This is a genomic window from Streptomyces sp. NPDC007971, assembly GCF_042958635.1.
GTDB lineage: Bacteria > Actinomycetota > Actinomycetes > Streptomycetales > Streptomycetaceae > Streptomyces.
Genome location: NZ_JBIBJK010000004.1, coordinates 188,199 through 203,293 on the forward strand (window position 1 = coordinate 188,199; position 15,095 = coordinate 203,293).

Annotated in this window: 11 protein-coding genes and 1 pseudogene; 8 read left to right on the forward strand and 4 right to left on the reverse strand. The window is 73.7% G+C overall.

Going from position 1 to position 15,095, the window contains the following annotated elements; genetic code table 11:
* Positions 1-6 precede the first annotated feature (6 nt).
* Both ACFZCP_RS10000 and ACFZCP_RS10005 read right to left on the reverse strand, forming a co-directional pair.
* Complete coding sequence (locus ACFZCP_RS10000) at positions 7-681, reverse strand: pyridoxamine 5'-phosphate oxidase family protein (RefSeq protein WP_391425757.1); 675 nt, start codon at positions 679-681, stop codon at positions 7-9.
* Positions 682-852: 171 nt separating this feature from the next.
* The gene (locus ACFZCP_RS10005; RefSeq protein WP_391425759.1) at positions 853-1,860 is read right to left on the reverse strand and encodes an NAD(P)-dependent oxidoreductase; all 1,008 of its coding nucleotides are present in this window, start codon (positions 1,858-1,860) and stop codon (positions 853-855) included.
* Positions 1,861-1,969: 109 nt separating this feature from the next.
* Here ACFZCP_RS10005 and ACFZCP_RS10010 point away from each other — a divergent pair, with 109 nt between their 5' ends.
* From ACFZCP_RS10010 to ACFZCP_RS10030, 5 genes and pseudogenes are all read left to right on the forward strand, one after another.
* On the forward strand, positions 1,970-3,223 hold the full coding sequence (locus ACFZCP_RS10010) for an FAD-binding protein (protein ID WP_391425761.1): 1,254 nt from the start codon (positions 1,970-1,972) through the stop codon (positions 3,221-3,223).
* Between the two features lie 137 nt (positions 3,224-3,360).
* Positions 3,361-4,614 carry an ROK family protein gene (locus tag ACFZCP_RS10015; RefSeq protein WP_391425763.1) on the forward strand — a complete coding sequence of 418 codons (1,254 nt, stop codon included), beginning with the start codon at positions 3,361-3,363 and terminating at the stop codon, positions 4,612-4,614.
* An 11-nt stretch (positions 4,615-4,625) separates the two neighbouring features.
* Positions 4,626-5,258, forward strand: a pseudogene (locus ACFZCP_RS10020) (glycoside hydrolase); the annotation flags it as partial.
* 103 nt (positions 5,259-5,361) lie between these two features.
* Positions 5,362-6,579: a ricin-type beta-trefoil lectin domain protein gene (locus ACFZCP_RS10025; protein WP_391425765.1), complete on the forward strand. Its 1,218-nt coding sequence runs from the start codon at positions 5,362-5,364 to the stop codon at positions 6,577-6,579.
* Between the two features lie 214 nt (positions 6,580-6,793).
* Positions 6,794-9,673: a glycoside hydrolase family 2 TIM barrel-domain containing protein gene (locus ACFZCP_RS10030; RefSeq protein WP_391425767.1), complete on the forward strand. Its 2,880-nt coding sequence runs from the start codon at positions 6,794-6,796 to the stop codon at positions 9,671-9,673.
* 109 nt (positions 9,674-9,782) lie between these two features.
* On the opposite strand, the gene ACFZCP_RS10035 is transcribed toward ACFZCP_RS10030, so the two are convergent.
* Positions 9,783-11,039: an MFS transporter gene (locus ACFZCP_RS10035; protein WP_391425769.1), complete on the reverse strand. Its 1,257-nt coding sequence runs from the start codon at positions 11,037-11,039 to the stop codon at positions 9,783-9,785.
* 293 nt (positions 11,040-11,332) lie between these two features.
* Here ACFZCP_RS10035 and ACFZCP_RS10040 point away from each other — a divergent pair, with 293 nt between their 5' ends.
* The 3 genes from ACFZCP_RS10040 to ACFZCP_RS10050 are packed head-to-tail and all read left to right on the forward strand — an operon-like array spanning position 11,333 to position 14,223.
* Positions 11,333-12,880 (forward strand): hypothetical protein, encoded by a 1,548-nt coding sequence (locus tag ACFZCP_RS10040; protein WP_391425771.1) that lies wholly within the window; start codon positions 11,333-11,335, stop codon positions 12,878-12,880.
* A 49-nt stretch (positions 12,881-12,929) separates the two neighbouring features.
* Positions 12,930-13,514 (forward strand): WHG domain-containing protein, encoded by a 585-nt coding sequence (locus tag ACFZCP_RS10045; protein ID WP_391425773.1) that lies wholly within the window; start codon positions 12,930-12,932, stop codon positions 13,512-13,514.
* Complete coding sequence (locus ACFZCP_RS10050; RefSeq protein WP_362684824.1) at positions 13,507-14,223, forward strand: alpha/beta hydrolase; 717 nt, start codon at positions 13,507-13,509, stop codon at positions 14,221-14,223. Before ACFZCP_RS10045 ends, ACFZCP_RS10050 begins: the two co-directional genes overlap by 8 nt.
* Here ACFZCP_RS10050 and ACFZCP_RS10055 read toward each other — a convergent pair.
* The gene (locus tag ACFZCP_RS10055) at positions 14,139-14,966 is read right to left on the reverse strand and encodes an isocitrate lyase/phosphoenolpyruvate mutase family protein (protein WP_391425776.1); all 828 of its coding nucleotides are present in this window, start codon (positions 14,964-14,966) and stop codon (positions 14,139-14,141) included. The genes ACFZCP_RS10050 and ACFZCP_RS10055 overlap by 85 nt on opposite strands.
* Between the last annotated feature and the right edge of the window lie 129 nt (positions 14,967-15,095).

Genomic DNA, 15,095 nt, shown 5'->3' on the forward strand with positions numbered 1-15,095 from the left:
CGCGCGTCAGCCGTGCCGGGTCCCCTCGCGACGCGCGACGTGTCCCGGGACGGGGACGTCCGGCGGCAGCAGCGGGTCTGCCACGGGGGCGCCCCAGACCGCGGTCAGCGGCAGGGTGCCGGCCCACAGGCCCAGCCCGGCGTCGGGTCCGTCGCCGTCCTCGGGGGCGCCGGTGCGGATCTTGACCGAGGCCTCCTCCAGGGAGAGGGCGAGCAGGGTGGTGGCGGCCAGTTCCCTGCGGTTCGGCCGCCGGGCGTACGACCACTGCCCGGGCGTCGCGTGCTCGGTGAGCCGGCGCAGCCCCTCCAGCTTCTCCTCCGGGTCGGTGATCCTGCGGGCCTCGCCGTGGATGACCGCGCTGCGGTAGTTGACCCCGTGCTCGAAGACGGAGCGGGCGAGGACCAGGCCGTCGACGTGGGTGACGGTCACGCAGACGGGGGTGCCGCCCGCGAGGCTGCGGCTGGCCACGGACCCGTGGACGTACAGCTGCCGCTCGTCCCGGCCGTACACGGTCGGCACGACCAGCGGCCGCCCCTCGGCCACCACTCCCAGATGGCAGACGAACCCGGCGTCCAGGATCGCTTCGAGATCGGCCCGCTCCCGGCTGCCCTGCTCGCGCAGGCGGCGGTGCCGGGTGAGGTCGGTCTCGGGGAGCTGGGCAGGGAGGGGTTGTGAGGTCATGGGCAGCAAATCTACTGAAAGCGCATCGATGGCGCCATTGGATTGCGGAAACAGTTCACTTGACTCGATGGATCAACGAAATCAGCAGATTGTGATGATCGACGCTCGGGCTCGGGAGGGTCGGGGGTCCGCGGACGGTACGGCTGCTGAGCACCCGCACGCGGGCCGGTGTCAGGCCGACCGCGTCAGCTGCGCGTGGTCGACGGCGTGCAGAAGCCCGGCCCCCGCGGCGAGCCGCCCCGCCTCCTCCACCACCGTCCGCCCGAGCCGGGCCACCTCGTTGCCCTGGGAACCGGCGAGATGCGGGGTCACGAACGCGTTGGGCAGGTCGAACAGGGGCGAGTCGGCGGGCAGCGGCTCGGGATCGGTGACGTCGAGGACGGCGCTCAGCCGCCCGCTGCGCAGCTCGCCGATGAGCGCGTCGTGGTCGACCAGGGCACCGCGCGCGGTGTTGATCAGCACGGATCCGGTGGGCATCAGCGCGAGTTCCCGGGCACCGACCAGGTGCCGGGTCTCGGGGGTGTGCGGGGCGTGCAGGGTGACGATGTCGGAGGTGCGCAGCAGTTCGTCGAGGGGCAGCAGGGGCACACCGAGGCGCGCGGCCCCGGGCCGGTCGACGTACGGGTCGGTGAGGCTCACCCGCAGGTCGTGGGGCCGGAGCAGTTCGATCAGCCGGCGGCCGATACGGGAGGCGCCGACGACGCCGACGCGGCGGCCGTGGTTGCCGATGCCGGGGACGAGGTCGCCGTGGGGGAAGGTGCGGCGGGCGCGCAGCCGGTCGCGGAAGGCGAAGACGTCCTTGCCGGCGAGCAGGATCATGGCGAGGGTGTATTCGGCGACGGGCAGGGCGTTGGCGGCGGCGGCCGAGGAGACGAGGATGCCGCGCTGCCAGACCTCGGGGGTGGTGAAGCCCTTGACCGAGCCGGCCGCGTGCAGCACCGCGCGCAGCTGCGGGGCCGCGTCCAGGGCGGCCGCGTCCAGGCGGGGGCAGCCCCAGCCGGTGATCAGGACCTCGGTGCGCACGAGCGTCTCCCGTACCCGGGGTTCGGCGAAGTCGTGTGCCACCAGGGCGGGATCGATCTCCACGTGCTCGCGCAGCAGGGCGAGGACGTCCGGGGGGAAGACGTGCGGCACGTTCCGTGCCGTCATGGCGAAGAGCGCCTGGGGGCGTTCGGGCAAGGAAGGGGCCTTCCGGCTGGGTGACGCGCGGGTAGCAACCGCTCTCTACGGTAGGTCCCGGCCGATGAGAGGGTCAACGGACACACACTCTCCGGAGGGACGACAGGACATGACGGAGCCGGTACCGGCGGTCGCCAACTGGGCGCGCAACATCACGTACGCGGCCCGGGAGTTCCACCGCCCGGACACCCCGGACGCGCTCAGGGCCCTGGTGGCCGGCAGCGCGAAGGTGCGGGTGCTGGGCAGCGGCCACTCCTTCAACCGGATCGCCGACCCCGGCGCCGACGGAGTCCTCGTGTCGACCGCCGCCCTGCCGCCGCTGATCGACGTGGACGGCGCGGCCCGTACGGTGCGCGTCGCGGGCGGCGTGCGGTACGCCGAACTCGCCCGCACGGTCCACGCGCACGGTCTCGCCCTGCCCAACATGGCCTCGCTGCCGCACATCTCGGTGGCCGGCTCGGTGGCGACCGGCACCCATGGCTCGGGGGTCGGCAACGGGCCGCTCGCCGCCGCGGTGCGGGAGGTGGAGCTGGTCACCGCGGACGGTTCGGCGGTGTCGATCGGCCGCGGCGACGAAGGCTTCGACGGCGCGGTGACCTCGCTCGGCGCGCTCGGCGTCGTCACCGCGCTCACGCTGGACCTGGAGCCTTCGTACGAGGTCGAGCAGCACCTGTTCACCGGACTTCCGCTGGCCGGCCTGGACTTCGAGGCGGTGGCGGCGTCGGGGTACAGCGTGAGCCTGCTCACCGACTGGCGCAAGCCGGGCTTCGGCCAGGTGTGGGTCAAGCGCCGCACCGACCAGGCGCCGGTGGACTTCCCGTGGGCCGCCCCCGCGACCGAGGCACTGCACCCCGTGCCGGGGATGCCGGCGGCGAACTGCACGCAGCAGTTCGGGGTGCCGGGGCCGTGGCACGAGCGGCTGCCGCACTTCCGGGCGGAGTTCACCCCCAGCAGCGGCGCGGAGCTGCAGTCGGAGTATCTGCTGCCGAGGCCTGCCGCCGTCGACGCGCTGTGCGCCCTCGACGCCGTCCGGTCGGCGGTCGCGGGTGTCCTGCAGACCTGCGAGGTGCGGACGGTCGCCGCCGACCGGCAGTGGCTCGGCATGTCCCACGGCCGCGACTCGGTCGCCCTGCACTTCACCTGGACCGAGGACGTCGCGGCCGTGCTCCCGGTGGTCCGCCGGGTGGAGGAGGCCCTGGACGCCTTCGGTCCGCGCCCGCACTGGGGGAAGGTGTTCACCACCCCGCCGCCGGTGCTCCGCGGACGGTACCCGCGCCTGGCCGACTTCCGCGCGCTGGCCCACACCCTCGACCCCACCGGCAAGTTCGCCAACGCCTTCGTACGGGACGTGCTCGGCAACTGAACGGCGGCCGACGTCCGGCGGACTTTTTCCACCCCCTTTCCTAACCCCTTGCCGAAATCCCTTCCCGGCCCATAGCCTGACGCCGCGCCGGTGCTCGTCGCCCCGGCCTGGTCCGACGGGACGGGAGGGGCAGCTCCGTGAAGCGCACATCGCGCGACATCCGCACCGCGAACCGCTACGAGGTGCTGCGTCAGATCATTGCGGGCTCTCCCACCTCCCGGCAGGAGCTGGCGGCCGCCACCGGACTGAGCCTGGCCACCGTCGCCACGCTCGTCGGCGAACTGCTGGACCTGCGCATGATCACCGAGGTCGGCTTCGAGGACTCGGCCGGGGGCCGCCCCCGGGGGCTCGTCGCCGTCAACGCCTCGGGGGGCGCGCTGATCGGCGTCGACGTCGCCGAGACGTACGTCCACGTCGAGCTGTTCGATCTGGCGCTGAACGTGCTGGCCCGCGCCGACGAGGACCTGCGGCCCGGCGAGAGCCGCCCCGAGCAGGTGGTCGGCCACGTCGCCGCCGCCGTCGGCTCGGTGGTCGCCCAGGCCGGGGGCGAGGCGGCCCGGGTGCTGGGCGTCGGGGTGAGCGTGCCGGGCCAGGTGGACCGGGACACCGGCGTCGCCGAGTACGCGCCCAACTTGAACTGGCACGACGTGCCGTTGCTCGACCTGCTCGCCGAACACATCGCCTACCCCCTCCACCTGGACAATCCGCTGCGCGCCTGCGCGGTGGCGGAGCTGTGGTTCGGCGCCGCGCGGGGCCGCGGGGACGCGGTCGTGGTGAACCTCGGCACGGGCGTCGGCGCGGGTCTCGCCCTCGGCGGAGGGCTGCACCGGGGCGTGAGCAACAGCGCCGGCGAGTGGGGCCACACCACGCTCGTGCTGGACGGGCGGCTGTGCCACTGCGGCAACCAGGGCTGTGTGGAGACCTACGTCGGCGCGCCCGGCATCATGCAGAACCTGCGCGAACTCAGCCCGCAGTCACCGCTGTTGCACCCCGAGGACCAGACGGCCACCGTCGACGCGCTGGCCCGGGCGGCCGCCGCGAACGACCCGGTGGCGCTCAAGGTGGTCCAGGACACCGCCCGTTACCTGGGCGCCGGGATCTCCGACCTGATCAACCTTCTCAACCCCGAAGTCGTCGTGCTCAGCAGCTGGGTGGCGGCCCGGCTGGGCGAGCCGCTGCTCGGCGAGGTGCGCGCGGCCGTGGCCCGGCACGCGCTCCGGCGGCCGCTGGCCGCCACCGAGATCGTCCTCTCCCCGATCCCCACCGACCCGGTGTCCCTCGGCGCGGCCACGTTCGCGCTGGAAGGGGCACTGCAGTCCGCCGGCCACAGGACCGGCGGCACCAGGCGCACCGCCGCCCCCGCAAGGAGCCGTACCGCACCGCCTTCATGACGACGGAAGGGATGCACGTGTCCGACCCCCGCAGCGTTCACACCCGCACCGTTCACACCCGTACCGCTCACCCCCGCACCGCTCGGGCCTCCGGTGGCCGCACGGCCGGAGCTCGGCCCGCCACCGCCCGGCCCCGCACCGGGAGATCCTTCCTGCTGACCGTCGCGGCGGCGCTGGCCGTCACGAGCCCGCTGCTCACCTCCCCGGCCGCGAGCGCCACAGCCGCCCCCGTGACGGCCGAGGTCTCCCCGCACGCCGCCCAGACCATCGACGACATCGGCGCCTCGGGCGCCTGGTGGGTCAACGACCTCCAGCACTTCTCGCCCGCCGTCCAGGCCCGGGTCGCAAAACTCCTGTTCTCCTCCCAGGGCCTGGACCTCAGCGCCTACCGCTACAACATCGGCGCGGGCGGCACCGGCGTCACCACGCCGGCCCGCGCCCCCGAGGACTTCCTCGGGCCCGGCGGCTCCTACGACTGGAGCAGGGACAAGGGCGGCCGGACGTTCCTCGGCTACGCCGCCCGGTACGGCGTCGAGGACCTGATCGGCTTCGTCAACAGCGCACCCGCGCGGTGGACGTCCAACGGCAAGAGCTGCGGAGGTCTGCTGAAGGCGGAGAACGAGGGCGACTTCGCCCGGTACATCGCCGACGTGAGCGACCACTTCGCCCGCGAGGGCGTGCACCTGGGACTACATCAGCCCCTTCAACGAGCCGGACAACAGCTTCGCCGACTGCGGCCAGGAAGGCATGCCGGTTCCGGTGGACCAGCGCGACGACATCGTGCGCGCGCTGGGCGCCGAGCAGCGGGCCCGGCACCAGCGGACCGGCATCATCGCGGACGAGTCCAGCAGGACGACCCAGTTCACCACCGAAGTGCCGCGGTGGATCTCCCGACCGGGCACCGCCCCGTACGTGTCCAGGCTGGCCCACCACACCTACGACGACCCCGGCGACGGAGACCTCGGCAAGGTGTACGAGACGTCGCGGTCGGCCGGCAAGGCCTCCTGGGCCACCGAGATCTGCTGCTTCGGCAAGGGCACGACGGGCTGGAACCAGGAGTACGACCCGACCATCGACAACGCCCTGCTGATGTCCCGGATCATCTACAGGGACCTCGCGACCGCCCACGACTCGGCGTTCCAGTGGTGGGTGGCGCTCGCCAGCGGGTACGGCACCGATCCGGCCGCACGCAACGACGAGGGCTGGAACGACGGCCTGATCTACTACGACCCCGACTACGCGGCCGACGGCAACCAGGAGCTGTACTTCACGAAGCGGTACTACGCGCTCGGCCAGTACAGCAGGTTCGTACGGCCGGGCTCGGTGGCGCACGACGTGACGGGCGCACCGAGCGGGGTCGAGGTCACGGCCTACGACTCCGAGGGCCGCTGGGTGGTCGTGGTCAACAACCACAACACCACCGACACGGCACTGCACCTGCACTTCAACAGCCGCACGCCGGTGCGCGCCGCACAGGCCGTCCGCACCTCGGCCACCGAGGACTGGGCGGACGCCGCCCGGCCGTCGGTGCACGGCGGTACGGCTTCGGCGACCCTCGCCGCCCGGTCCGTCACCACGTACGTCTTCGACCGGGCGGGGCGCGGCGCATCGGCCGTGACCGGCGCCTGGCAGGGCACGCAGTCCGGCAAGTGCCTGACGGCGGACGCGTCCGGCGCCCGCATCGGCACCTGCACGGGGCAGGCGGGGCAGGCGTGGTCCTACGACGCCCGGGGCACCCTGAAGGGCGCGAACGGGTATCTGACGGCGGGGAGTTCGGGCCCGGCGACCACGGCCTCCTACGACGGCCGGGGCACCGGGCGCTGGCTGCTGAACGCCGACGGGCAGATCGTCAACGAGGAGACGGGCCAGTGCCTGGACGTCAGCGGCCGGGCGAGTGCCGACGGCAGCCCGGTGATCCTCTACAGCTGCAACGGCGGCACCAACCAGACCTGGTCCAGGCGGTGACCCCCTGGACGACACCCGGGCGCCCTGCGCACGCCGGCCCGCGGTCCGGGTCACGCTGTCGTCCTGCCCGACCCGCCGGACCGCCGACCACCGCCTGAACTCCACGGCGGCCTCCCCTTCCATCCCGCCCCTGCTGTCCGTGTCCCTCCTGCGCCGGCGCCGGCCGGTGCAGGGGAGCGCACAGACCGGTTCCAGGGGCTGAGCCAGGAGAGCGATGTCCATCCGCACGAGCACCGAGTACATCGAGGACGTCTCGCCGGGATCGGGGGCGCTGCCGCCCCGGGCCCGGTACGCGTCCTCGGACGCCGAGTCCCTCTCACTGAACGGCAGCTGGCGCTTCAGGCTGTCCGGCACCGCCGATACCGAGGACGACTCCTTCGCCCAGGAGGGGTACGACGCCGGCGGCTGGGCGCAGGTGACGGTCCCGGGCCACTGGGTCCTCCAGGGGCACGGCTCCCCCGTCTACACCAACCACCTCTACCCCTTCCCCGTCGACCCGCCCCGGGTGCCGACCGAGAACCCGACCGGCGATCATCTGCGCGTCTTCGACCTGCCCGAGGACTGGCCGGACGGCGGCGGGGCGGTGTTGCGCCTCGACGGCGTGGAGTCCTGCGCCCGGATCTGGCTGAACGGCACGAGCCTCGGCGAGTTCAAGGGCTCCCGGCTGCCGCACGAGTTCGCGGTGGGCCATCTGCTCAAGCCCGCGGGCAATGTGCTGGCGGTCCGGGTCCACCAGTGGTCGGCAGGCTCGTACCTGGAGGACCAGGACCAGTGGTGGCTGCCCGGCATCTTCCGTGATGTCACCCTGCTGCACCGGCCGGCGGGCAGCGTCCTCGACTTCTTCGTGCACGCCTCCTACGACCATGTCGCAGGCACCGGCACCCTGCGCGTCGACTCCGACGTGGACGGCCGGGTGACCGTGCCGGAACTCGGCGTCGACACCGCGGCCGGCGAGCCGGTCACGGTGCCGGTCGAGCCCTGGTCGGCGGAGCGTCCGCGGCTGTACGACGGGGTGCTGGCCACCGAGGGCGAGCGGGTGCCGCTGCGCATCGGCTTCCGCACGGTGGAGCTGTCGGACGGATTGATCAAGGTCAACGGCACGGCGGTGCTGTTCAGGGGGGTCAACCGGCACGAGTGGCACCCGGAGAGGGGCCGTGCGCTCGACACGGACACCATGCGCGAGGACGTGCTGCTGATGAAGCGGCACAACATCAACGCCGTCCGCACCTCCCACTATCCGCCGCACCCCGCCTTCCTCGATCTGTGCGACGAGCTGGGCCTGTGGGTGATCGACGAGTGCGACCTGGAGACCCACGGCTTCACCGAGCAGCGCTGGCGGGACAACCCCGTCGACGACGACCGCTGGACCCCGGCCCTGCTGGACCGTGCCGCCCGAATGGTGGAGCGGGACAAGAACCACCCCTCGATCGTCATCTGGTCCCTCGGCAACGAGGCCGGCACCGGCCGGGGCCTGACCGCGATGGCCGAGTGGATCCGCCACCGTGACTCCTCGCGGCTCCTGCACTACGAGGGCGATCCCGACTGCCGTGACACGGACGTCTACTCACGGATGTACGCCGATCACGCCGAGGTCGAGCGGATCGGCCGCGGCCTGGACGGCGGACCGCACCGGCGCCGCCAACTCCCCTTCCTGCTCTGCGAGTACGGGCACGCCATGGGCAACGGCCCCGGCGGTCTCGCCGACTACCAGCGGATCTTCGAGACGTACGACCGGCTCCAGGGCGGCTTCGTCTGGGAGTGGATCGACCACGGCATCAGGGACGAGCGGTTCGGCTATGCCTACGGCGGCGACTTCGGCGAGGAGCTGCACGACGGCAACTTCGTCTGCGACGGCCTGCTGTTCCCGGACCGCCGGCCCTCCCCCGGCCTGGTCGAGTACAAGAAGGTGATCGAACCGGTCGTCATCGAGGGCGACGGCGCCGGCGGCACGGTGCGCGTCACCAACCGGTACGGCTTCGCGGATCTTTCGGAGCTGGCCTTCGCCTGGTCGTACCAGGTGAACGGCGAGACCGCCGGGGAGGGAACCCTCCCCGTGCCCCCGCTCGCGCCCGGCGAGTCGGCCGAGGTGAAGCTGCCCGGGCGGCCGGCCGCCACCGGGCCCGGCGAGGCCCACTGGACGGTACGGGCGCTGCTCGCCGCCGACACCCCCTGGGCGCCGAAGGACCATGTCGTCGCCTGGGGCCAGTTCGCCGTGTCCGCACGTCAGATCCCGTCGGTCGCGCCGACCGGCGGGCCGGTGCGCGGCGACGGTGTCATCACCCTCGGCCCGGCCTCCTTCGACGCCCGCACCGGCGCCCTGCGGACGGTCGGCGGGGTGGCTGTCACCGGGCTGCGTCTGGACGTGTGGCGGGCCGTCACGGACAACGACAACGGCGCCGCCTGGCAGACCGACACCCGGTACGGCCCGTTGTGGCGCACGCTCGGACTGCACCGGATGCGGCACCGCCTGGACACGGTCGAGGCGGGCGACGAGGCACTGACGGTGCGCACCAGGGTGGCGCCGGCCGCCCGCGAGATCGGGCTGTCGGCCGTGTACCGCTGGACGTCGGACGGCAGCCGTCTGCGGCTGGCCGTCTCCGTGACGCCTGAGGGCGACTGGACGGTGCCGCTGCCCCGGCTCGGCATCCGCTTCGCGCTGGCCGAGGCCGACCGCGTGCAGTGGTTCGGCGGCGGTCCGGGCGAGGCGTACCCGGACAGCAGGACGGCGTCCATGATCGGCCGGTGGCGGTCGACGGTGGACGATCTGCAGACGCCCTACGTCCGTCCGCAGGAGAACGGCGCCCGGGCCGATGTCCGCTGGGCGCGGATCGGCGGTCTGCACATCGAGGGCGACCCGGAGTTCTACTTCACCGCCCGGCGCTGGACCACCGAGCAGCTCGACGCGGCGGCACACCTTTGCGACCTCGCCCCCGGTGCGGCATCCGGCGGCGGCTCGTCGGCGGGGGTATGGGTCAACCTCGACCACGGCCAGCACGGACTCGGCTCGCAGTCCTGCGGCCCGGGCCCGCTGCCGCAGTACCACCTGCGGGCCGAGCCCGCGCAGTTCTCGTTCGTCTTCTCGGCGACCGGCTGACGGACGCGCCGGCGACGCCCGCGGATCCGGGCCCCGTGGCCGGCCGGTGGCTCAGCGCCCGGCCGGCCACGGTCACGTCCCGCACGGGGGCCGCCGCCGGTGGGCGTGCTCAGGCCCGGCGGACGGGTGTGGCCACCGCGGCCGCCGCGATCAGGACACAGCCGGCGCCCGCCACCAGGGCCACCGGTGCGGTGCCCCAGCGCTCGGCCGCCCAGGTGAGGAAGGCGGCGCCGACGGGTGCGGCGGCGTAGGTGAGGGTCCAGTAGGCGGAGGTGACGCGGCCGAGGAGGTGCTCGGGGGTGATCTCCTGGCGCAGGGACATGGAGCAGGTGCCCGCCATGCCGACGCAGGCCAGGAAGGCGACGGCGAGCAAGGCGACGACAAGGACCGCGTCCGACCCGCCGATGCCGGCGATGGCGAGGCCGCACACCGCGACCGAGCCGATCCAGGTGAGGCCGAAGCCCAGCCGGCGGCGGACGCGGGCGACGAGCAGCGATCCGGCGATGGTGCCGAGCGCGCCGACGGCCAGGACGGTGCCGACCGTGCCGTCGTGGCGGCCGAGGTCGTGCTTGAGGTGGTAGATCAGCAGGTCGGTCAGGCCGAGGGTCAGAAAGCCGAAGACGAACAGCAGCACGGTCAGCGTGCGCAGCACCGGGTGCCGGCGCAGGAAGCCGACCCCGGTGCGCAGGTCCTGCCACAGGGTGCCGCGCCGGGAGGCCGGCCGGTCGTCGGCGGGGCGCGGGCGCAGGCGTACGAGGGGCAGGCAGGCTGCGCAGACGCCGAAGCTGGCGGCGTCGACGGCGACGGCGGCGGCCGGCCCGGTCCAGGCGGCGACGAGGCCCGCGCAGAGGGGTCCGAGGACTCCGGCCGCGGCGGCGGTCGAGTTCAGCAGGCCGTTGGCCTCGGTGAGCCGGTCGGTGCCGACCAGGCCGCGGACGACGGTGACGTATCCGACGGAGAAGAACATGCCGACGGCCTCGCACACGGGCAGCACCGCGTAGAGCACCCAGAGGCGCGGGCCGAAGGCCCAGACCAGCGGGACCAGTCCGTACAGGACCATGCGGAACAGGTCGCAGACGATCAGCAGGCGGCGCCGGTCGACCCGGTCCACCACCACCCCGGCGAAGACGGCGGCGAGCACGGACGCGGCGCCGCCGACGGCGGTCAGCAGCCCCATGCGGGCCACCGATCCGGTGGCCTCCAGGACCAGCAGCGGCAGGGCGATCAGCGCGAAGGCGTCGCCGAGGACGGAGAGCGTCTGGGCGGCCCAGAAGATGCCGAAGTCCCGCTGCTTCAGGGGCGATCGGACCGTCGGCGGGCTCGTCGACGCCGTGGGCTCCTCGTCACGTCGCGCCTCGTGCACCATCCGGCTCCCCCTCGCCGCTGCGGCCGGCCCCGCATCACCCGCCCCTGGCGAACGGATACCCCAACCACTGGGCGGATCAACCGTGTTGGGCGGCTCATGAGATCCGTACGTGCCCGTGAGACCCGTCCGCACCACGAGCCGGCTCGCTGCCGTCGGCTCGGCCGACGGCTCGGCGGGACCGCCCGGGAGCACGTCCGCGCACCGGTGTGCGAAACTTCGCCCGCAGGACGCACGGGGCCTGCCGGAACGTGAGCGAGGAGCGCTGTGACCACCGTCGAACCCGGCCACGGGTGATGCCGGAACCGTTCAACCGCAGGGTGCGTCTGGTCGTCGAGGTCCGCGAGGACCCGGACGAACTGGAGCTGGCGACCGGTGTGTTCGCCGCGCAGGGCTGGCGGGTGCGGCCGGCACGGGAGGGCGACGCGATCACCGCGGACGACGGATACGCCGCACTGCTCGTCGAAGTCCCGCTCCTGGGCTCACGGCTGACGGCCAGGTCGATGGCCTGCGAACACCTGACGACGCTCGCCGCCCGGCGCAGGCTCGACGTCCGGGTGCGGGAGGCCAAGCTCATACGGCCGAGGCCGGAGGCGCCGGACACGACGTACCACGTCCACCACAAGGTGCCGGACGGCGCGGGCCGCGTGCTGCGGTGGGTTCTCGAACACTGGACAGCCGTCGGCGGGCGGGACGTACGGCACACCCTGCACCTGCGCGGCGAGTACACCGAGGAGCAACGGGACCGGGCACGCGCCGAACTGGAGCAGCGCAATCTGGGGGGAGCGCCCTTCGACCCCGACGCGCACGACATCCGCAGGTCGATCGGGCCCGGCACCCGCTACCGGTCGGCCGATCCGCGCCGCAGGGCGATCGTGATCGCGGCCGTCGGTGCGGTCGTCGTCGTCAGCCTCGCCTGCGGAATCGTCCTCGGCTCCCTGGCGACGCCGTGGCGGCTCCTGGCGCTCGGGTGGCCGCTCGGCATGTGCTGGCCCGTGGGCACGTGGGTGTCCGCGAACGAGCCCCGTCCGTGGCTGGTCCGGCTGGGCATCGGCGTGATCGTCGTGTGGGGCCTGACCGCCGTCGGTGCCCTGTGGGCGAGCGCCCTGGACGTGGGAACGGCCGGGCAGCTCGCCGGATTCGGCGTGACCGCGGGCCTCGGCTTCGTCGTCCTCGGCCTGTGGTACGCCCTGAGCGAGTCCTGGTTCAGCCGCAACATGCAGTGGTTCCTGCCCGTCCTGGCCGCGCCGCTGCCGTTCGTGATGCCCTGGGTCGGATCGTTCCTGCACGCCATGTACCTGGAGGACTTCTTCGGCGTCCCGGCCGACTCCGTGCACGTGGCCTTCTACTGGCAGTACGTCGTGGCGCTGCGCCCGCTGACCACGGCCGCCGGATGCGGGCTGGTCCTGGTCGCACTGGCCGGCTGGGCCCGGCACTTCAACGTGCAGACGGGTGCCGCCGGGCTGGTCCGCTGGGTCCTGCCGCTGATGGCGCTGGTGGTGGTGCTCACCGTGGCGTCCGGCGCGGTGGGCGGCGTGGACAGGGCCGCCCACCGGACGATGGCGGCCGCCGCCCAGGGCCGGCGCGCACCCGCCTACTTCGGCATCCGGGGCGACCTCGTCTGCATCGAACCGCTCACCGGAAAGATCCCCGTCATCAACGGGCCGGTCCCGACGCGGCACCCCGTCCTCTCCTTCCGGGCGAGCGGCGACACCGTATGGCTCTGGGACCCGGACCCGGCGCGGGGCAGGGACACGTCCCGCCACGCCCTGCGCCTGAGGGCGGAGGACGTGCAGTTGGTCGCCGCCACCGGACGGCACTGTCCCGCCCGGCGAGCACCCTGAACCTAGATGCCCTAGGATTATTCCTAGGTCAACTAGGAGGAGGGGTCCGATGGCCCGTGCGGGTATCACGGCCGACCGGCTGGTCACGGCGGCGGCCGACCTCGCCGACGAGGCGGGCTTCGAGAACGTCAGCCTGTCCGCGCTGGCGCGGCACTTCGGCGTGAAGGACGCGAGTCTGTACTCGCACGTCCGCGGCCTGGGCGACCTGCGGACCCGGCTCGCGCTGCACGCGGGAGGCGAGCTGATCGACCGGATCGCGGCGGCCGTGGCCGGACGGGCGGGCAAGGACGCGCTGGCCGCGTTCGCGGGCGCCTACCGGGCCTACGCCCTGGAGCACCCGGGCCGGTACGCGGCCACCCAGATCCGTATCGACCAGGCCCTGATCGCCGATTCCCCCGCCCTGCGCCGCACGGCCGAGATCACCTACGGCATGCTGCGCGCCTACGGCCTCGCCGAGCCCGACCTGACGGACGCCGTACGCCTGCTGCGCAGCACCTTCCACGGGTACTGCGCCCTGGAGTCCGCGGGCGGCTTCGGCGCGGACCGGGATGTCCGGGCCTCCTGGGACAAGGCGGTCGAAGCCCTGCATCTGGCCCTCACGCACTGGCCCCGGGAGACGAGGAACGATGAGTGACCTTCTGCACCACGACATGACGGGCAGCGGTCCCGTCCTGCTGGTCGTGCCGGGCGGGGCCGGGCACCCCATGGGGCTCGGGCCGCTGACCGAGCGGCTGGCGCTGCGCTTCACCGTGGTGACGTACGACCCGCTGGGGCTCGCCCACGGGCGGCTCGGCCTGCCGGTCCCCGACCAGCGTCCGGCGGACTGGAGCGACGGGGCGCACCGGGTGCTGGAGGAGGTGCTGCCGCCGGGCGAGCAGGCCTACGTGTTCGGCACCAGCTCCGGCGGCATCGCCGTCCTCGACCTGCTCGCCCGGTACCCGGGGCGGCTGGCGGGCGTGGTGGCGCACGAGCCGCCCTGCGTGACGGTGCTGCCGGACGGCCGGGAGCGGCGTACGGAACTGATCGACGCCCTGGACGGTCCCGGCCGTCCGCCCGCCGAGGGCGGATCGGCGACCCCGATGGGCGTCTTCCTCGCCCATGTCCTGCGCCCCTTCTCCGCCCATGTGCCCTCCTTCACCGCCCCCGGGGGCCGTCTGACCCTCGCCGCCGGCGCCGACTCACGCGGGCACCTCCTGCACCGCACCACCGAGCTCCTCGCCGACCGCCTCGGCGGCTGCTTCAGGGAGTTCCCGGGCGGTCATCTCGGCACCCTGGAGCACCCGGTGGACTTCGCCGACCGGCTCGCCGGGACGCTCCTGGAGGGTGCGCACACCTCGGCGTAGGACGGTGTCGTGCCGCCCGGGACCCGCCCGGCCGCGATGTCGGCCACCGCGTCCAGGGCAGCCCCCAGCGCCCGCCGGTAGAGCAGCGAGCCGAGGCTGATGCGGCCGACGCCGAGACCGGCGAGCCGCGACACCGTGGGGCCGGCGGGCGAGTAGAGGACGTTGAGCGGGGCGCGGACGCGCCGGACGAGGGCGCCGATCCGGTCCGGGTCGGACAGTCCGGGCACGAACACCCCGTCGGCGCCCGCCTGTTGGTAGGCGTCGAGGCGGTGCAGGGTCTCCGTCTCGTCGCCGTCGCCCAGCCAGTACGTGTCCGTGCGGGCGTTGACGAACAGGGCGGGTACGGCCCTCTTCACCGCGGCGATCTTCGCGGCGTGCCGGGCGGCCGGTCCGAGTCCGTCCTCCAGATTGATTCCGACGGCCCCCGCCGCCCACAACTCGCTCGCCAGCTCGGCGACGTCGTCCGGGTCCTCACCGAATCCGTCCTCGGCGTCGACGGACAGCGCAAAGGGCTCCGCGCCGAGCGTGCGGGCGAGGCACAGGGTCTGTTCGCGGGTCGCGCCCCGGCCGTCGGGCAGCCCGGCGGCCGCCGCCACGGCGAGGCTCGTCGTCCCGATCGCGGGGAACCCCCGGGCCGCGAGGGCGACGGCGGAGGCATGGTCCCAGGCGTTGGGCAGGAGCAGCGGCTCGCCGGGCTGGTGGTGGAGGCCGGCGAAGGACGTCACGGCAGGCTCTGCGGTCATACGGCCACGCTAGGCGCCGTTCGTTGCGGCGCCCGCCGAAACGAGCGGGCACGGGCCGGTCCGGGGCGACCCGCGCACCCCGGCGGCACCCGGCCCGCACCCGGCACCGTGCACCGTGCCCGCGCGCCG